12 protein-coding genes are annotated in these 18481 nt (G+C 67.0%); 4 read left to right on the forward strand and 8 right to left on the reverse strand.

The annotated features are described in order from the left end of the window. Positions 1-20: 20 nt before the first annotated feature. The 3 genes from ABD243_RS00070 to ABD243_RS00080 form a co-directional block, all read right to left on the reverse strand. A complete protein-coding gene (locus tag ABD243_RS00070; RefSeq protein WP_344360640.1) occupies positions 21-989 on the reverse strand; it encodes a carbohydrate ABC transporter permease in 969 nt (322 codons plus the stop codon). Beyond that, entirely contained in the window at positions 986-1933 is a 948-nt protein-coding gene (locus ABD243_RS00075; RefSeq protein ID WP_116767912.1) for a carbohydrate ABC transporter permease, read from the reverse strand. Before ABD243_RS00075 ends, ABD243_RS00070 begins: the two co-directional genes overlap by 4 nt. Before the next feature lie 66 nt (positions 1934-1999). After that, on the reverse strand, positions 2000-3316 hold the full coding sequence (locus ABD243_RS00080) for an ABC transporter substrate-binding protein (RefSeq protein WP_344360647.1): 1317 nt from the start codon (positions 3314-3316) through the stop codon (positions 2000-2002). Between the two features lie 268 nt (positions 3317-3584). On the opposite strand from ABD243_RS00080, the gene ABD243_RS00085 reads away from it, so the two are divergent. Together ABD243_RS00085 and ABD243_RS00090 are read left to right on the forward strand one after the other, a co-directional pair. Further along, positions 3585-4910 (forward strand): right-handed parallel beta-helix repeat-containing protein, encoded by a 1326-nt coding sequence (locus ABD243_RS00085; protein WP_344360650.1) that lies wholly within the window; start codon positions 3585-3587, stop codon positions 4908-4910. A 498-nt stretch (positions 4911-5408) separates the two neighbouring features. Then, positions 5409-8036 (forward strand): trehalase-like domain-containing protein, encoded by a 2628-nt coding sequence (locus tag ABD243_RS00090; protein ID WP_344360652.1) that lies wholly within the window; start codon positions 5409-5411, stop codon positions 8034-8036. A gap of 25 nt (positions 8037-8061) precedes the next feature. Here the strand turns inward: ABD243_RS00090 and ABD243_RS00095 are convergent, their stop codons facing one another. The 5 genes from ABD243_RS00095 to ABD243_RS00115 form a co-directional block, all read right to left on the reverse strand. Continuing rightward, positions 8062-9246, reverse strand: coding sequence for a GmrSD restriction endonuclease domain-containing protein (locus ABD243_RS00095; protein WP_344360655.1), 1185 nt, complete (start codon positions 9244-9246; stop codon positions 8062-8064). A gap of 185 nt (positions 9247-9431) precedes the next feature. Further along, a complete protein-coding gene (locus ABD243_RS00100) occupies positions 9432-10562 on the reverse strand; it encodes an FAD-dependent oxidoreductase (RefSeq protein ID WP_344360658.1) in 1131 nt (376 codons plus the stop codon). Positions 10563-10602: 40 nt separating this feature from the next. After that, the gene (locus ABD243_RS00105; RefSeq protein ID WP_344360661.1) at positions 10603-11529 is read right to left on the reverse strand and encodes an AEC family transporter; all 927 of its coding nucleotides are present in this window, start codon (positions 11527-11529) and stop codon (positions 10603-10605) included. Positions 11530-11634: 105 nt separating this feature from the next. Next, positions 11635-12063 carry an aspartate 1-decarboxylase gene (gene panD / locus ABD243_RS00110; RefSeq protein ID WP_202615903.1) on the reverse strand — a complete coding sequence of 143 codons (429 nt, stop codon included), beginning with the start codon at positions 12061-12063 and terminating at the stop codon, positions 11635-11637. 61 nt (positions 12064-12124) lie between these two features. Then, complete coding sequence (locus ABD243_RS00115) at positions 12125-13075, reverse strand: LysR family transcriptional regulator (protein ID WP_116767905.1); 951 nt, start codon at positions 13073-13075, stop codon at positions 12125-12127. 173 nt (positions 13076-13248) lie between these two features. Between ABD243_RS00115 and ABD243_RS00120 the strand changes: the two genes are divergently transcribed. Then, positions 13249-14682, forward strand: a complete 1434-nt coding sequence (locus ABD243_RS00120; protein WP_202615904.1) for an amino acid permease — start codon at positions 13249-13251, stop codon at positions 14680-14682. 198 nt (positions 14683-14880) lie between these two features. After that, on the forward strand, positions 14881-18423 hold the full coding sequence (locus ABD243_RS00125) for a bifunctional proline dehydrogenase/L-glutamate gamma-semialdehyde dehydrogenase (RefSeq protein WP_344360668.1): 3543 nt from the start codon (positions 14881-14883) through the stop codon (positions 18421-18423). The last annotated feature ends 58 nt before the right edge of the window (positions 18424-18481 follow it).

Below are 18481 nucleotides of genomic sequence, written 5' to 3' on the forward strand. Positions count from 1 at the left end.
GTTGACGGTGTTGTCCACTTTTATCCTTTGCTGGAGCCGAGGGTCAGGCCCGCCACGAAATGGCGCTGCAGGAGCAGATAGATGACCAGGGCCGGAACCGCCGTGATCATGGCGCCGGCGGCGATCAGGTTGTAGTTGGAAAGGAACTGGCCTTGAAGGTTGTTGATCGCGGTGGTGACCGGAAGGCGGTCGCCGCTTTGGATGAACAGCAGGGGCCAGAAGAAGTCGTTGTAAATGAAGATCACTTCGAGGGTGCCCATGGCGGCCAGGGCCGGCCGGCACAGCGGCAGGATGATGTCCCAGTACTGGCGCCAGACGCCGGCACCGTCGACAAGGGCCGCCTCGGTGAGTTCGGGGGAGAGGGCCTTCATGTAGTTCGAGAGCACGAAGGTCACGAAGCCGATCTGGAAGGCGGTGTCCACGGCGATCACGCTGATGTAGGTGTTGAGCAGGTTTCCGGAGTCGCTGATGGCGTACGGCAGCTCGAAGTGCTTGAACATTTCAAAGAGCGGGGCCGCGAGCACCTGCGGGGGCAGCAGGTTTCCGGCGGTGAACATGATCAGCAGGGTGATGTTGAACTTCCAGCTCACGCGGCTGACGGCGAACGCCATCATGGAGGCGAAGAACAGGATCAGGAACACGGACGGGACGGTAATGAGCACCGAGTTCCAGAACAGCTGGCCAAAGCCGCCCTGGGTCCAGGCCTGGGTGAAGTTGTCGAAGTTGAAGGCGCCGCCGGTGCTGAAGTAGCCGTATTTGTCCGTGTCCGCCTTGGGGCGCAGAGCCGTGAAGATGGCCCAGCCCAGGGGCACCAGCCAGATCGCGGCCATGACGATGAGGAAGACGTGCGTGCCGTAGTGCCGTTTGCCCTGTTTGTTGTTGGCCGGGCGGCCGGGCCGGGGGCCGGTGCTGCCAGCGCCGGAGCTGCGGGGCCCGGCATCGGCCGGGGTGCCTGCCGCAGCGGCATCGGTTGGATGGGCGATGCTCATGCCTCTTTGTCCTTTCCGAACGCGCGGGACAGGTAGAAGGTGATGGGGATCAGGGAGATGACGAGCAGGATGACGGCCAGCGCGGAGCCGATGCCGATCACCTGTCCCTCGCCCACCAGGTTCTGGATGACGAGGGCACTGATGAGTTCCAGGCCGTTGGTGCCGCGGTTGATCACGTAGACGATGTCGAAGGCCCGGAGGGATTCGATGACGGTGATGACGATGATGATGACGTTGACCGGGCGCATGGCCGGGAAGATCACCTGGAAGAAAGTCTGGACCGAGTTGGCACCGTCAATCTGGGCCGCTTCGCGCAGGGTGGGGTCAACTCCCTTGAGCCCGGCCAAGTACAGGATCATGACGTAGCCGGCGTGCCGCCACGTGGCGGCAAAGAGGGCCGCCCAGATGTTGACGCTGGAATCCCCGAACCAGTCGACGGCCTGGGGCGTGCCTGCCGTGCCGAGGACGAAGTTCAAGAGGCCGCTGTCACGGTTGTAGAACAGCTGCCAGATAATCCCGATCAGGGCCAGGGACAGCATCACCGGGGCGAAGAAGATGCTCTGGTAGATCCTGGTGCCGCGGATGTTCTGGTCCAGCAGCACGGCCAGCAGCAGCCCCAGCGGTGTGGCGACGAAGGCCAGGAACGCCAGCCACAGCACGTTGTGCTGCATGGCGGGCCAAAACGGCGGGTAGTCCTGGGCGATGAACTGGTAGTTCTCGGCCCCGGCGGGTTTGATGTCGGTCAGCTCCAGCCCGTTCCAGCGGGTGAAAGACAGCCCGACCGACATGAGGGTGGGGATCCAGACCAGGACGAGCTGGATGAGCGTGGGGATGCCCACCATCAGGCCGAGCACCAGTTTGTCGCGGCGGGACAGCCGCCGAACCCGCCGCGCGGGGGCAACTGCTTTGCGCCCCCGCGCCGACGGATTGGTAGAGACACTCATGGAGATTCCTTGCTTTGATAACTGCTGGGGAAAAGGCGCGCAGGAAATGCGTGTCGGGACACGCCGCTACTGGGCGGCGTACAGGGACTTGGCCTGGGCTTCCAGGTTCTTGACGTCGACCGTGCCGTCCTTGATGAAGGTCTGCAGGGCCGGGATCATCACGTTGTTGGCCATGGCGGGCAGGGCATCACGGTCGAAGAACTGGCTGATGTTCTTGGCGCCGCTGATGGCATCGGCCAGTTTCTTGTTGAGCGGCGTGAACTTCGAGGTGTCCGCGCCCTTGGCGGTGGCAATGTTGGACGAGTCCACCGAGGCGTACACATCCTGGCCTTCCGGGGTGCCTACGTAGGCCAGGAAGTCCTTGGCGGCCTGGTTCTGGCCGCCCTTCTTGGAGAGGAGGAGTCCGTCGATGGGCGCCTCGATGGAATCCCGGCCCTCCACCGCGATCTCGGGGAACGGGAAGAAGTCGATGTCGTCGGCGATTGCCTTGTCCGTGTACTGCTGGGTGAGGAAGGACCCGAGGAGGTACATGCCCGACTTCTTGTCCGCGAGGGACTTAGCGGAGTCCTGCCACGTCATGCCGAGGGAGTTCGGGTTCTGGAACGGCAGCAGGGCCTTCCATGTGTCGAAGACGTCGCTGACTTTCTTCTGGTCCCAGCTTTCCTTGTGAGCGGTCAGGTCCATGTGGAACTGGTAGCCGTTCAGGCGCATGTTCAGGTAGTCGAATGTGCCCATGGCGGGCCAGCCGTCCTTGTCCGCAAACTCGATCGGGATCAGGCCGTCGCCCTTCATCTTGGTGGCCAGAGTCTTCAGTTCGTCGAACGTCGTGGGGACGGTGTAGCCCTTTTCCGTCCACAGGCTCTTGCGGTAGAAGAAGCCCCACGGGTAGTTGTAGTTCGGGATCAGGTACATCTTGCCGTCGGCGCCGGTCGACGCCTTCTTCAGGGCATCCGAGAAGTTTCCACCGACCTTCTCCCAGACGTCATCGATCGGGGCGAGCAGTCCCTTGCCGGCGTAGTACTGCATGCGGTAGCCGGCGAACCAGGTGAAAGCATCGTCCGGGCTGCCCTGGAGGTAGGTGTTGATCTTGTTCTGGAAGTCGTTGTGCGCCACAACATTGGTGGTGATCTTGATGCCGGATTTCTTCTCGAAAGCGTCCGTCACGGCCTTGTAGGCTGCCTTGGGGACCTCATCCGAGGAACCCGAACCGAACGTGGCGGTGTTGGCGCCGCTGCTGGCAGGAGCGCTGCCGCCCGTGCAGGCCGTGAGCAGGGGAATGCCTGCCATGGCCACTGCTCCGGCACCGAAGGTCTTCAGCAGCGTCCGCCGGTCCCACCCGCCTTGGCTGGAAGCCCGGAGCAGTGCGTCCTCATGCATGGTCATAATTTCTCCTTTGAAATAACGCGGGTGACGTGAAGCAGCTCACATAATTAGATATCATAATCGCACAATAAGGAACGTCAAGTGGCAAAAAAGAACATTTCGGTTCAGTCGGCCGCGGCCAGGGCCGTAACCGCCGCGGCTGGCGGTCCGCTCCGTTGACTTAGTGCTGGCGCGCTCTTAGCGTTAAGCCCCTCAGGGTGCCGATGCGGTCCGCCGACGGCGGTGGCACTCTGATCCGCGGATACATGGCGAAAACCTAGGTGCACCCATGAAGATCAAGCCCACGGCCGCCGCCACCCTGGTCATCCTGCTGTTCCTGGCTGGACTGCTCGGCGATGCATCCGCGCCGGCGTCGGCCGCTGGGGTCACGTACTACGTGAGCGCGGACGGCAGCGACACGAGCAACGGAACATCACCCGCATCCGCCTGGCAGACCCTCGACAAGGTCAACGGCGCCGCGCTGCAGCCTGGAGATTCCGTCAGCTTCCGGCGCGGAGACGTCTTCTCCGGAGGCCTTGTGGTCAGCCGGAGCGGCACAGGGCGGCTCCGGATCACCCTGAACGCCTTCGGCGACGGGGAGCCGCCCGTCATCACGGGTGGACTGACGGGCACCTGCGTCCGGCTGGACGGCAGTTTCATTGCCGTGGACGGCCTGCGGGCGGACTCGTGCGGATACGCGGGATTCAGCGTCTATGGCGACCACAGTTCCGTGCGGAACTCCGCCGCGGCAAACAACGCCGCCGGAATCAAGGTGAGCGACGGCTCCGACTTCGGCAGCTACACCAACAACACACTTACCGATAACAACATCATGAACGTCAATACGCCGGGGACAGGCTGTGGCACCGCGACGGCGCTGAACTGCAGCGACGACTCCGGCGCCTTCGGCTTCCTCATCAACGGCAGCGATAACGAGTTCTCCGGCAACACCGTCTCCGGGTCCACCGCGTTGTCCTACGACTTTGGCCATGATGGCAGCGCATTTGAGATCTTCAACGGCAACCGGAACAGAATTCACCACAATGTGGCGGTTGATAATAACGTCTTCTCCGAAATTGGGCGAGGAGGGGACGGAGCCGCGGACAACAACACGTACAGCTACAACCTCATCAGGTCCACCTGCGTCCCCGATTGCGGCCAGGCCATGGGGCTGATCGCGCGCGGCACGACGTCGTCCTTCGGCCCGACCAACGGCACCACGTTCGAACACAACACCGTGTGGCTGGACGGTCCGGATTCCCAGGCTGTGGTCTGCCACGCCTCGTGCCCCACCTCCACCGTCATCCGGGCCAATATCCTCGTGGCGGTCCGCAACTCGCTGTGGATGGATAATTCGGGATGGACCGAGGAGCAGAACGTCCTCAACGGCCCCACCAACATCGTCCCAAGCGCGACATCCACCACCGATCCTGCCGGCTTTGTGAATCCCCCCGCCGATCTCCACCTCACCGGAGCGAGCCCGGCGATCGACCGCGCGGGCGAGAGTCCGTTTCCCATGGACCTGGACGGGCGGCCGACCACCCAAAGTGCCGGCTGCCAGGGCGGCGGAGCGGCCGACGCCGGAGCGTACGAGTACAAGCCGGCCAACTGCTGAGCGCCTGCGCAACCGGGGCGGGTTCTCCGACGGCGGCGTCAGGGTGACCCTGCCAAAGGTCCGCTCGCGGGCCCTGTCCATCGGCCAGCCGTGCCAAAGGACATGTCCATTGGCACGTTTTGCGCCGAGGGGGACATACCCGGCCGCTCATTCCGCCGTGGGGCATGTCCATTCGTGGGCAGGTTTGTTGAAGGACATGCTCATTGTTGGACGCGATCAGCGGGCGTAATGGCATTCTGTCCACTGATCGTGACAGCGGCGGGGCATGTCCGTCCGCTGGCCGCGCAGCGCGCGTGCGATCTGCAGTGTGCGCCGCTGGCTGCGGCGGGTGTTGCACGCCCTGTGCCCGTGGCCCGGGCGTGTCCCGGCTCTTGCAGACGTTACACACTTGCAACAGCCGGGACACCACGGCGAAATCGGCCCGGGATGATACTTGGAATATGCCCCCCCGGGGGCAATCTCATGCAGGCATTGGGGACTACTAGAAGGACCGCGCCGATGCCCACTCCGCTGAACCAGTCGCTCGCTGACTCCGCACTACTGACCAAATCGCTCCCGCTGGGCCTGCTCCGGGCCTTTGTGCAGACTGACGCCGCCGACGACGGGCTGACCCCGCAATTACTGGCCGAGCTCAAGATCCTGGCCCGCACTCCCGGGTTGCTCGTGGCATGCAACTACGGGGGAACGCTCTGTACCGCGGAGGGCATCTCGACCGAGACCCTGCCGCTGGGCAGCGCGGCGATTGCGCTGCGGGCGCTGGCCGCCCTCCCGAATACCCATGCCGCCGTCGTCTCGGGGCGCTCCCTGCGCGATCTGGCCGCCGTCTCACGGCTACCCGCAGAGGTGCATCTGGTGGGCTCACACGGTGCCGAGTTCGACATGGGCTACGCCCACAGCCTCTCGCTGGCCACCGAGTCCGTGCTCCAGCAGACCCACCAGGCGCTCGCCGAAACGGTCGGGGCCTACCGGGGCATCACCATTGAACGCAAGCCGGTCGCCGTCTCCGTCCACACCCGGTCCGCGGCGCCGGACATCGTTGCCCTGGCTACCCGGCAGGCGTCGGACATTGCCCAGGCGCACGGGCTGCACTTCATCGTGGACGGCTCGGTGCTGGACCTTTCCGTCGTCGAACCGTCCAAGGCCACCGCCTTGGAGCACCTGCGCTCCGTGCTCGGTGTCAGTGCCGCACTCTACGCCGGCGACGCCTCCAGCGACGAGCTGGCCATGGCGACGCTGCGCGGGCCGGACATGGCGCTGCGCGTGGGGGAGGGGCCAACCGTGGCGGCCCACCGGCTCCGGGACCCGGAGTCGTTCGCCCGCGTCCTGGCGATACTGTTCGAGCTGCGGCGGGCGTGGCTTTTCGGCGAGGACGCCGTTGGCCTGGAACGGCATTCGATGATCGGGAACGGATCCTCCACCGCGCTGATCACGCCGGACGCGAAAATCTGCTGGATGAGCCACCCGCTGCCGGACTCAGGGTCGCTGTTCGCCCACCTCCTCGGCGGGGATGCGGCCGGACACTTCTCCGTGGAACCGGTGAAGTCCTCGCAGGTCCTGGGCCAGCGCTACGTGGACAGCACCATGATCGTCGAAACCCGCTGGGCCGACGTCACCGTGACGGACTACCTGGAACCGGCGCCGGCGGGCATCACCAGCCTGGTCCGGGTGCTTTCGGGCACCGGCACGGCCCGGATCGTGTTCGCCCCGCGGCCGGACTACGCGAATGCGCCGTTCAGCATGGAGGCGCGCGGGACGGAGCTGCACGTGGTGGGAACTGCGGATCCGATCATCCTGCGGGCGCCCGGCGTGAGCTTTTCCATCACGTCGGACGGCCGGCACGCCACCGCCACGGGCGACGTCGACCTGCGGGACGGCCCTGTGGTCCTCAACCTGCGCTGCGGCGATACCGAACCGCAGCCTGCGGTGGTCGAAGACGAGACGGAGCGGCGCTCCGCCGTCGCGCATCATTCCCGGCGCTGGGTCCATGAGCTGCAGATGCCGGGCGTGAAGCCGTCGCTGGTCCGCCGGTCCGCGCTGGTGCTGCGCGCCCTGGTTCACGAGCCCACCGGCGCGGTGCTGGCCGCGCCCACCACCTCGCTGCCGGAGGGAATCGGCGGAACCCGGAACTGGGACTACCGGTACTGCTGGCTGCGGGACGGGTCCATGACCGTCAACGCCCTCGTGGACCTCGGCTCCACGGCGGAGGCCGAGGGCTTCCTGGCCTGGCTGGGCCGGATCCTGGACCACGCCCCGGGCCCGGAATGGCTCCATCCGCTGTACTCGGTGACGGGGGCGCCGCTGTCCACCGAGGCCATCATCGAGAGCCTGCCAGGCTACGCGGGATCACGCCCGGTCCGGATCGGCAATGCGGCCGACCACCAGGTGCAGCTGGACGTGTTTGGCCCGATTGCCGAGCTGATCGACGCCCTCAGCGCCCGCCAGGGTGTGCTCTCCGACGACCACTGGGAGCTGATGGTTCAGATGGCCGCGGCCGTGCTGGCCCGCTGGCATGAAGCGGACCACGGCATCTGGGAGGCCAGACGGGCGCCGCGGCACCATGTCTACACGAAGGTCATGTGCTGGGTGGCACTGGACCGGGCACTGCGCACGGCCGCCCGGCACGGCCGGGAACCGCTGCCGGCCTGGGAGTCCACGGCGGCGACCATCCGCGAGGAGGTCCTCCGCGAAGGCTGGGACGAGTCGGCGTCCTCCTACACCGTGGCGTACGACAGTCCCGACCTGGACGCAGCCGTGCTGCACATCGGGCTCTCCGGCCTGCTGGACGTCAACGACCCCCGCTTCCTGGCCACGGTCACGGCGGTGGAGCGGGAACTGCGGGTGGGTCCCACCGTGTTCCGCTACAGGTACGACGACGGCCTGCCGGGCCTGGAGGGCGGCTTCCACATCTGCACGACGTGGCTGATCGAGGCCTATATCGCCGTGGGCCGGATCGAGGAGGCCTGGGACCTCTTCGACCAGCTGGTCAACCTCTTCGGGCCCACGGGGCTGCTGCCGGAGGAGTACGATCCCGGCACGGAAACCCACCTGGGCAACCATCCCCAGGCGTACTCGCACCTGGGCTTCATCCGCTGCGCCCGGCTCCTGGATGAACACCAGAAGAACTGATCAGCAGCCCAGGTCCTGACCGGAGTTACTCGCAGCCGACGCCGTCACCGTCGCGGTCCAGCTTGCTGCTGTACCCCGGCTGGCCGACGTGGATGGGTGCCGCACCGGCGGCGCGGACCGCGGTGCAGTTCGCGTAGTACACGCCGGCCGCCGGTGCTGGCGCGGGCGCGGGTGCTGGTGCGGGGGCCATCTGGACCTGCGCCGGGACCGGCTGAGGCGCCGGCTGCTGTGCCGGCTGCTGTGCTGGGGCCGGGGCGGCCTGCGCGGGAGCGGTGGCCGGCTGGTTGGTGGGCGCTAGGGCATTCGGGCAGTCGGACAGGACCCGCGCCATGGCATCGTGCTCGGCCTGAGTCACCCAGAGGCCGTAGCTGGACTTCACCGAAATTTGGCGGGCGACGTAATCGCAGCGGTAGGACTTGTTCGGCGGGAGCCAAGTGGCGGCGTCGCCGTCGCTCTTGCTTTGGTTGGCGGGGCCGTCCACCGCCAGCAGGTTCAGGGGATCATTGGCGAAGGAGAGCCGCTGCCCGGGGCTGAGTTGCTGCGCGCCCTTCTGCCAGGCGTCGCTGAGGGCCACGACGTGGTCGATCTGGACCGCGGTGCTGGTGGCGTTGCCGCGCAGGAAGTTGATGGCGGCGGCCGTGTAGGGGTCGTTCAGGACGCCTGAGAGGACCACGCAGTCCCGCGTTCCGGGCTTGAGCGCGACGGATTTGAGGTCGCGGCGGAGCACATCATTGCGGGTATCGCAGCCGTTGTGGTCGACGTCGGACCACGCCGGGCCGAACTGGTCACGGGAATAGCCCGTTTTCGGCGCACGGCCCTTGACGGGGAGCGTCGCCAGCACCGCGAGGGCCTTGCTGGCGAATGCGGGCTGCTGGTGCGGGGCGTCGACGCCGGGGGCATCGACTCCGGGGGGCGTGTCGGGATCCAGCGGTGTGCTGTCCGCGCCGGCCGTCGCGGTGGCGGAGGCCGCCGCGGTGCCGGGGCCGACGACGCCGGTCCCGGCCGCCGGGGTTAGTGTCCCGGGGCCGGCGCACGCCGACGTCGCCACGAGCAGCAGGCCCGCCACGCCGCGGGCAATCCAGTCGACAGCGCCGATCTTCCGCCCGCCTGTGGCCTGTGCCCGGCGGTCAGTTGCGGGACCGCTGCTGGCCGGGACGCTGAGTGTTCGGGTGCTGCCTGGTGTGACGCTGCCTGATTGGACGCTGTGCAATTCTTCCCCACTTCATGCTGTTGCCCCGGGTATCCGCGGGGCTGTTCAAGACCCCTCCCAGCCTACCGGCGCACAGGGCAACGCGGGGTCACATCGCGCCCATGCTGGGGCCCGGGATGGGCGCGAAGGATCCCCGCGTTGCTTCGTGCAGGGCCGGACAGAACGTCGATTCGCCCCCGCGGGAGTCAGCGCACCCGTGCCCGGGATGCCGAGAAGATGGCCGGCGCGCCGCCGTCGCCGGTGGCGAGGTCGGCCAGGATCCGGCCGACGGCCGTAGTGAACTTGAACCCGTGGCCGGAGAAGCCGGCGCCAATGACCACCGGGCCGATCCTGTCCAGGACAAAGTTCTCATCCACAGTGGTCGTGTAGGTGCAGCTGACGTCGGTGAGGGCGTCGGCGTCGACCCCGGGCAGCCACTCCCGGGCGTACCGTTGCAGGGCCGCCCGCTGTTCGGGCTCCGCCGTGAAGGACCGGTTGTCCGGGTCCACCACGGGGCCCGCCCCGTGCCAGCCGGCCTTGATGCCCTCGCCCGGCGTGTGCATGCCGTAAACCGGCGAACGCCAGTACCGGTAGGCATCCCCGTGTCCAGGCATGTGGTTGAACCCCGGCCACTGGGCGTCGGGGTCCGTGATGGCGAAATGCGCGGGCTGCTCCTGGGTGACGGTCAGCCGGGGCACGGGGGCCACACCGGCGAGCAGCTTGGTGGTCCAGCCGCCGGCGGTGACCACGGCCTGCCGCGCGGAAAGCACCTCCGTCACGCCGCCGGACTCGAGCGTGAGCCGGACGCCGTCGTCGAGCACTTTCAGCTCCAGGACCTTCACGTGATGGCGGATCTCGGCGCCGTGGCCGGCGGCGAGGCGCTGCATCGCCGGCAATGCGGCGTCCGGGTTCAGCTGGCCGCCGTCCGCCATGTGCAGGACACGCTGGTCGAACCGGATGCCCCGCCAGCGCTCTGCGGCTTCCTCGACGGCGAGGAACTCCGCGCGGAGCCCGGCGGCGAGCAGGGCGCTCCGGATCTCGGGCAGCCGCGGATCGGTGCCGTGGTTCACGACGCCGGTCAGGGCCAGCAGTCGCTCGCCGCTGTCCGCTTCGAGCTCGTTCCACAGCCGCACGGACTCGGCCAGCATGGCGACGTAGTCGGGATCCGCGTAGCCGGGGTTGAAGTTCCGGGTGGTGCCGTGGGAGGCGCCGTTGCGGTGGCCGGGCCCGAACTGCTCCAGCAAGGTCACGTCCCGGCCGCGCCGGGCCAGCGCCCAGGCGGTGGCGGAGCCCATCGCGCCGCCGCCGATGACGACCGTGTCCAGGGTTGTATTCAAGGGTCCTCCTCGGGGATTGGTGCCGGGCCGCCAAAGCGGGTCAGGCCAGCAGCAGGGCCACGCCGATCATGGCCGGCACAGCTACTACGGTAGTGATCAGCACCGTGTCTTTGGCTACTGTGACGCCGGTGCCGTACCGGCTGGCCGCGACAAACACGTTTTGTGCCGTGGGCAGGGCTGCCGTGACGACGGCGGCGAACAATGCCTGCTCCTGCATGCCGAGGGCAAAGCGGGCAAACAGGTAGGCCACCAGGGGGTGGACAACGAGCTTGAAGAAGCTCGCCAGCAGGGTGTCCAGCCGGCGCCCGGTGGCCGGATGCAGGGGCCGGGATCCGTTCAGGCTCATGCCGAACGCGATCAGCATGGCAGGGATGGCGGCCCCGCCGATCAGGTGGATGGGCTCCATGACCAGTGCCGGCACCTGCCAGCCGGTCCCGGCCACCACGAGGCCCAGCGCGGACCCCACGATCATCGGGTTCCGCAGGATCATGAGCAGGAATGTCAGCGGCGTGGTGCGGTGCGAGCTGGTGGTGGCATCCAGCGCCATGAGGAACATGGGAGTGAAAAAGGCCAGCTGGAAGATGAGCAGGGGCGCCACGTAGCTCGCGTCTCCGAGCACGAAGACGGCGATGGGAATGCCGAGGTTGGCGGAGTTGGCAAGGGACGCGCTCATGGAGGAGATGAGGGCTTCCGGGGCCGGGCGTTTGAGCGCGAAGCGCACAATGCCAAAGAACAGCACCGCCGTCGTCAGGGCTCCAACGGCAGTCACGAGCAGCGGCGCGGCAAAGACGTCATGCAGTTTCGCCTTGCTGAGCGTCTCGAAGAGCAGGGCCGGGCTCGCGACAAAGAAGGTCAGGGCGCTGAGGACGGAGCGGGCGTTCTCGCCCAGGATGTTGCGCCGGCCCACGAACATGCCGACCAGGATGATGGACCAGACGACGAAGAAGCCTGCCAGAACCCCTAGCACGCGGACCTCCGTGGCGGGGCGGAAGGGCGGCGGGCGAAGGTCACCGTTCCAGAGTAATCAGCTTTATTCGGCGGACCGCCCTATTACGCCCGGAGGCGGCGATTCTTAGTTCAGCGCTGCGTTGTTCAGCGAGTGGGGCGGGCGCAGGAGGCCCGGCGTCATGCCCTCCGCGGGGTCGTTGCCGATCTGGACAATCTTGTTGTCCTGATCCACGTGGACCACCTTGGGGTTGTACGCCTTTGCCTCGTCCGTGGTCATCTGCGCGTAAGTGATGAGGATGACGATGTCGTTCTCGTGCATCAGGTGGGCGGCGGCGCCGTTGATGCCGATCACTCCAGACCCGCGTTCGCCGGCAATCGTGTAGGTCTCGAGCCGGGCGCCGTTGGTGACGTCGACGATCGCCACGAGCTCACCGGGGAGGATGTCGGCGGCCTCCAGCAGATCCAGGTCCACGGTGACGGAACCGACATAGTGAAGGTCCGCGTGCGTGACCGTCGCGCGGTGGATCTTGGATTTGAACATTGTGCGATTCATAACGTCACCAGTCTAACGCGGGGCCGACGCCGGCGCTGTGGCCCACTGCACACCCCTCCGGTCAGCCGGGCCGGTCCGCGGGGGCCGGGCCCAGCGTGCCGGCGGCCGCCGCCGGAACGATGGATGCCGCCGTCGCCGCCAGGATTTCCCGGGCGGCGAGCAGGGCCGGCCGTTTGGCGCTGGAGCGCCGCACCGAGGTGAACACCGTGCGGTGCGGATTCCCGGGCAGGTCCAGGAGCTGCGCGCTGGTGCCGCGGCCGGTCCACACGAGGTCCGGCATCAGGGCCACCGCATTTCCGGATTCGATCAGCCGGATCTGGGCCTGCAGGTCGGCGGTTTCGAAGCGGACATCGGGCTCAAATCCGGCGCTCCGGCACGCCTGCTCGGCCCAGTGCCGGGAGGCCGCCCCGCGGGGTTCCATCACCCAGGGCAGCCCCGCGGTATCCGCCAGCGTCCTGATGGCGGTGCGCCCCGGCGAGGAGGGCGGAACGGCCAGCCGGATGGCGTCCCTGGTCAGGGCCACGCGGTCCAGTTCGGCGTAGTGCGGGGCGGCGTGGCCCGGATACTGTTCGGCGATCACGAGGTCGAAGTCGCGAGCCCACGTCTCGTGGAGGGCCGTCTCCGGTTCCCGCTGGGTCATCTCTACCCTGACCTCCGGGTAGCTGGAGGTCATCCGGGTCAGGGTGCCCGGCATGAGGGCCAGTGCGGCGGACTGGAACACGGCGATCCGCACGGTGCCGGTGACCGTGGTCAGGGACGCTGCCAGGTCCGCCTCGGCCTGCTCCAGGGTCTCCAGAAGCTGGGACGTATGGGCTACGAGGACTTCGGCTTGGGGGGTTAGCTGCACCCGGCGGCCGGTTTTCCGGAGGAGTTCCACCCCGGCCTCCTTCTCAAGGAGTGCCAGTTGCTGGGAAACTGACGATGGGCTGTACTGGAGCGCTTCGGCCACTTCGGCCAGTGTGCCCCGGATCTTCAGTTCGCGCAGCAGTCGCAAACGCCGGACGTCGAGCATCGGTAATCCTTTGGTAATTCTAATGGTTATTACTTAAGAGAATTCACTTTATCTAATGCAATCGGGCTTGCATACTGTTGTCGCTCGGTTACCCCCATCACAGGGTGGATTGATGGGCATCACACCTAAATTAGGAGGCCCTGGTGGCTACACAAGATTTGGCGCGGTCGATCATGCGGCGCAAGCCCATCGACGACATTGAAGAAGAAAACAAGCACAGCGGATTGCACAGGAGCCTGGGGCTCTGGCAGCTGACGGCCATCGGCGTCGGCGGTATTATCGGCGTCGGCATCTTCTCGCTGGCGGGCCTTGTGGCGCATGGCAGTGCGAGCGAGCCCGGCGTCGGCCCGGCGGTGCTCGTCTCGTTCCTGATCGCGGGACTGGCATCCGCTGCCGCGGCACTGTCCTACGCCGAGTTCGCCGGCATGATCCCGCGGGCCGGCTCGGCATATACGTACGGCTACGTTGCCCTCGGCGAGGTAATCGGCTGGTTCATCGGGTGGGACCTGCTGCTGGAGTACATCGCGATCGTGGCCGTGGTGGCCATCGGCATCTCGGGCTACTTCGATGCCTTCCTGTCCGGCATCGGCATCCATATGCCCGCCTGGATGACAGCGACGCCGGATGAGGGAACGGGCGGCATTATCAACCTTCCCGCCATCCTCGTCTGCCTGCTGGTGACCTGGATCCTCTCCCGCGGCACGAAGACCTTTGGGCGCTTCGAGCTGATAGCCGTAGCCATCAAGGTGGTACTGATCCTGTTCATCATCGGCCTGGGCATCTTCTACATCAACACCAAAAACTACGACCCCTTCATGCCCAGCGGTTTCGGGCCCGTGGTGGCTGGCTCCGCGACCGTGTTCTTCGCCGTGTTCGGCTACGACGCCATGAGCACCGCGGCGGAGGAGGCGACGGACGGCAAGAAGCACATGCCGAAGGCGATCATCTACTCGCTGATCATCGCCATGCTGCTCTACGTCGCCGCCACCCTGGTGCTCACCGGAATGCAGCACTACACGGAGATCGACCCCAAGGCCGGCTTCGCCTCCGCCTTCAACAGCGTCGGACTGCCGGTGATCGCAACGATCATCTCCGTGTTCGCGGTCCTGTCCATCCTGACCGTAATGCTGACCTTCCTACTCGGCGTCACCCGCGTCTGGTTCTCGATGAGCCGCGACGGCCTCCTGCCGGGCTGGTTCGCCAAGACGGACCGGCACGGCACGCCGCAGCGCGTGACCTGGATCGCCGGCGCCGCCTCCGCCATCCTGGCCGGCATCCTCCCGATCAAGGCCGTGGCGGACTTGACCAACATCGGTATTCTGGCCGCGTTCGTCGTCGTCTGCACCTCGGTGATCGTGTTCCGCTACAGGAAGCCCGAGGCCCCGCGGACCTTCCGCCTGCCGCTGATGCCCGTCGTTCCCGCGTTCGGCGTGTTCGCCTCGCTGTTCCTGATGTTCCAGCTGCACTGGGAGACCTGGCTGCGGTTCGGCGTCTGGCTCGTGGTCGGCCTGATCATCTACTTCACGTACGGCCGCAAGAACTCGCTAATGAACCCGGACAGCCCGCGGCACGAAGAAATCGTGGAGATGCACCGCCCTCTGGCATAACTACCCCACCTCCCCGTTGCGCTATCACTTATGGCTCCCATCCACAGGTCTTGGGGACCACAAGTGATAGCGCAACGTGGTTGAAAGTTCGGTTTTTCTAACTGGTATTGCTCAGAAAACATCGCTTTATCTTATGAAAATACGGTCGCATACTGATTCATAAGAGGTCCACATCTTGAGAAAGAACGAGTTTCAGCCATGACCAACATCTCCACTGAGTCCGGCGCGACCACCGGCAGCGCCGCGGGCAATGAAGCCGCGCACGCCGCGGTTTCGGAAGGCTCGACGGTCCTTGAAGCCGCAGCCCTGGCCGAGGACACCATCGCGCTGGTGCGCCACTGGCTCACCGAAGCCGCCACGGTTCCCGTCGACGCCTCGGCCGAGCAGCTCGCCGGAGTCCTGAAAGACCCGAACGGCCTGGACTTCACGGTCGGATTCGTCGACGGCGTCGTCCGTCCGGAAGACCTGCAGGTTGCCGCCCGCAACCTCGCCGCCCTGGCCCCCAAGGTCCCGGCGTTCCTGCCCTGGTACATGCGCAGCGCCGTCCGCCTCGGCGGCACCATGGCCCCGGTCCTGCCTCAGGTGGTCATCCCGGTGGCCCGCCGCGTGCTCCGTGAAATGGTCGGCCACCTCATCGTCGACGCCACTGACGCCAAGCTCGGTCCGGCCATCGCCAAGATCCGCAGGGACGGCATCAAGCTCAACGTCAACCTCCTCGGCGAAGCGGTCCTAGGCGAACACGAGGCTTCCCGCCGGCTCGAGGGCACCCATGCCCTGCTGTCCCGCCCGGACGTCGACTACGTCTCCATCAAGGTCTCCTCCACGGTGGCCCCGCACTCCGCGTGGGCGTTCGATGAGGCCGTGGAGCACGTCGTGGAGAAGCTGACCCCGCTCTTCACCCGCGCGGCGTCGTTTGCCGCCGGCGGACAGAAGGCCAAGTTCATCAACCTGGACATGGAGGAATACAAGGACCTGGACATGACCATCGCGGTCTTCACCCGGATCCTGGACAAGCCCGAGTTCAAGAACCTCGAGGCCGGCATCGTGCTCCAGGCGTACCTGCCCGACGCCGTCGCCGCCATGATCCGCCTGCAGGACTGGGCCGCGGCCCGCCGCGCCCAGGGTGGCGCCGCGATCAAGGTCCGCGTCGTCAAGGGCGCCAACCTGCCGATGGAGCAGGTGGAAGCCTCCCTGCACGACTGGCCGCTCGCCACCTGGAACACCAAGCAGGATTCGGACACCAACTACAAGCGCGTCATCAACTACTCGCTGCACCCCGACCGGATCCAAAACGTCCGGATCGGCGTCGCCGGCCACAACCTCTTCGATATCGCCTTCGCCTGGCTGCTGGCCAAGCAGCGCGGCGTGGAATCCGGTATCGAATTCGAGATGCTGCTTGGCATGGCCCAGGGCCAGGCTGAAGCCGTCAAGAAGGACGTCGGCTCCCTCCTGCTCTACACCCCGGTGGTCCACCCGGCCGAGTTCGACGTCGCGATCGCTTACCTGATCCGCCGCCTCGAAGAGGGCGCCAGCCAGGACAACTTCATGTCCGCCGTCTTCGAGCTCAGCGAGAACGAAACGCTGTTCGAGCGTGAGAAGCAGCGCTTCCTCGCCTCCCTCGCCAAGCTCGACGACGAGGTTCCGCCGCCGAACCGCCGGCAGAACCGAGCCCTCCCGGCCGCGCCGCTGCCGCACGATGCGTTCGAGAACACCCCTGACACCGATCCCTCGCTGCCCGCCAACCGCGACTGGGGCCGTGCCATCCTGGGCCGCGTGGCGAGCTCCACGCTGGGCAACGCCGCCGTCGAGGCCGCCACGATCAACGACGAGGCCACCCTGAACGCGGTCATCGCCACCGCCGTCGAAAAGGGCAAGGCCTGGGGCGCACTCTCCGGCGCCGAGCGCGCCGAAATCCTGCACCGGGCCGGCGACGTCCTCGAGGCCCGCCGCGCCGACCTCCTCGAGGTCATGGCATCCGAGACCGGCAAGACGATCGATCAGGGCGACCCCGAGGTCAGCGAGGCCGTCGACTTCGCGCACTACTACGCCGAATCGGCCCGCAAGCTCGACGACGTCGACGGCGCCACCTTCGTCCCGTCCAAGCTCACCGTCGTGACCCCGCCGTGGAATTTCCCGGTCGCCATCCCGGCCGGCTCCACCCTGGCCGCCCTCGCCGCTGGCTCCGCCGTCGTGATCAAGCCCGCCAAGCAGGCCCGCCGCAGCGGTGCCGTGATGATCGAGGCTCTCTGGGAGGCCGGTGTCCCGCGGGACGTCCTGACCATGGTGCAGCTGGGTGAGCGGGAACTCGGCCAGCAGTTGGTCTCCCACCCGGCCGTGGACCGCGTCATCCTGACCGGCGGCTACGAGACCGCCGAGCTGTTCCGGTCCTTCCGCAAGGACCTGCCGCTCCTGGCCGAGACCAGCGGCAAGAACGCCATCATCGTCACCCCGAGCGCGGACCTGGACCTTGCGGCCAAGGACGTGGCCTACTCCGCGTTCGGCCACGCCGGCCAGAAGTGCTCCGCCGCCTCGCTCGTGATCCTGGTCGGTTCCGTTGCCACGTCGAAGCGGTTCCACAACCAGCTGATCGACGCCGTCACCTCGCTGAAGGTCGGATACCCGGAGGACCCGGCGACCCAGATGGGTCCGATCATCGAGCCCGCCAGCGGCAAGCTCCTCAACGCGCTGACCACCCTCGGCGAGGGTGAAACCTGGGCCGTGGAACCGCGGAAGCTGGATGCCACCGGCAAACTCTGGAGCCCCGGCGTGCGCTCGGGCGTCCGGCGCGGATCCTACTTCCACCTCACCGAATTCTTCGGTCCCGTCCTGGGCGTCATGACGGCGGAGACCCTGGAGGAGGCCATCGCGATCCAGAACCAGATCGACTACGGCCTCACCGCGGGCCTGCACTCGCTCAACAGCGAGGAGCTCGGCCTCTGGCTGGACACCATCCAGGCCGGAAACCTCTACGTCAACCGCGGCATCACCGGAGCGATCGTCCAGCGCCAGCCGTTCGGCGGCTGGAAGAAATCCGCCGTCGGCGCCGGCACCAAGGCCGGCGGCCCGAACTACCTCGTCGGCCTCGGCGAATGGGCCAGCAAGCCCAGCACCGCCGCCGTCACCCCGGCCGCTGCCCCCGCCCACACGGGAGTACGCCGGATCGAAGACGCGGCCAAAGGCTTCCTGACAGCCGACGAGATCGCGCCGCTGCAGCGCGCCCTGGCTTCCGATGCCCGGGCCTGGGCCGAGGAATTCGGCACCGCCAAGGACGTGTCGGGCCTGAGCGCCGAACGCAACGTCTTCCGCTACCGCGCCCTGCCCGTCACGGTCCGCCTCGCCGAAGGCGAACCGCTCGCCGGCCTCGTCCGGACCGTGGCCGCCGGTGTCCTCGCCGGGTCCGCCCTCACAGTCTCGACCGCCGTCGAACTGCCCGCCCAGCTGAGCGCCGTCCTGTCCGGCCTCGGCATCGCCGTCACCGTGGAGAACGACGCCGACTGGCTGGCTTCCGCCGGCACGCTCGCCGCGGCAGGCAAGCTGTCCGGCGCCCGGATCCGGCTGATCGGCGGAAACGCCAAGGCACTGGCCGAGGCCACCGGCGGCCGCCCGGACCTGGCGGTCTACTTCCACCCGGTCACCGAAGCCGGACGCGTGGAAATGCTGCCGTTCCTGCACGAGCAGGCCATCAGCATCACAGCGCACCGATTCGGCACCCCGAACCACATCTCGGATGCCCTGATTTAGCCCGAGCGTGCCAGAACTCTAGGCCGGGCGTGCTAAAACGCCGTCGCCGCCGTGCAGC

Source organism: Arthrobacter humicola, from assembly GCF_039531445.1.
Classification (GTDB): Bacteria; Actinomycetota; Actinomycetes; order Actinomycetales; family Micrococcaceae; genus Arthrobacter; species Arthrobacter humicola.

Excerpts from the sequence above, each read along its gene's own strand:
- ABD243_RS00115 (WP_116767905.1), bottom strand. The coding sequence starts at position 13,075 with ATGCTCGACGTCCGGCGTTTGCGACTGCTGCGCGAACTGAAGATCCGG.
- ABD243_RS00090 (WP_344360652.1), top strand. The coding sequence starts at position 5,409 with ATGCCCACTCCGCTGAACCAGTCGCTCGCTGACTCCGCACTACTGACC.
- panD (WP_202615903.1), bottom strand. The coding sequence starts at position 12,063 with ATGAATCGCACAATGTTCAAATCCAAGATCCACCGCGCGACGGTCACG.
- ABD243_RS00120 (WP_202615904.1), top strand. The coding sequence starts at position 13,249 with ATGCGGCGCAAGCCCATCGACGACATTGAAGAAGAAAACAAGCACAGC.
- ABD243_RS00075 (WP_116767912.1), bottom strand. The coding sequence starts at position 1,933 with ATGAGTGTCTCTACCAATCCGTCGGCGCGGGGGCGCAAAGCAGTTGCC.
- ABD243_RS00125 (WP_344360668.1), top strand. The coding sequence starts at position 14,881 with ATGACCAACATCTCCACTGAGTCCGGCGCGACCACCGGCAGCGCCGCG.
- ABD243_RS00080 (WP_344360647.1), bottom strand. The coding sequence starts at position 3,316 with ATGACCATGCATGAGGACGCACTGCTCCGGGCTTCCAGCCAAGGCGGG.
- ABD243_RS00070 (WP_344360640.1), bottom strand. The coding sequence starts at position 989 with ATGAGCATCGCCCATCCAACCGATGCCGCTGCGGCAGGCACCCCGGCC.
- ABD243_RS00085 (WP_344360650.1), top strand. The coding sequence starts at position 3,585 with ATGAAGATCAAGCCCACGGCCGCCGCCACCCTGGTCATCCTGCTGTTC.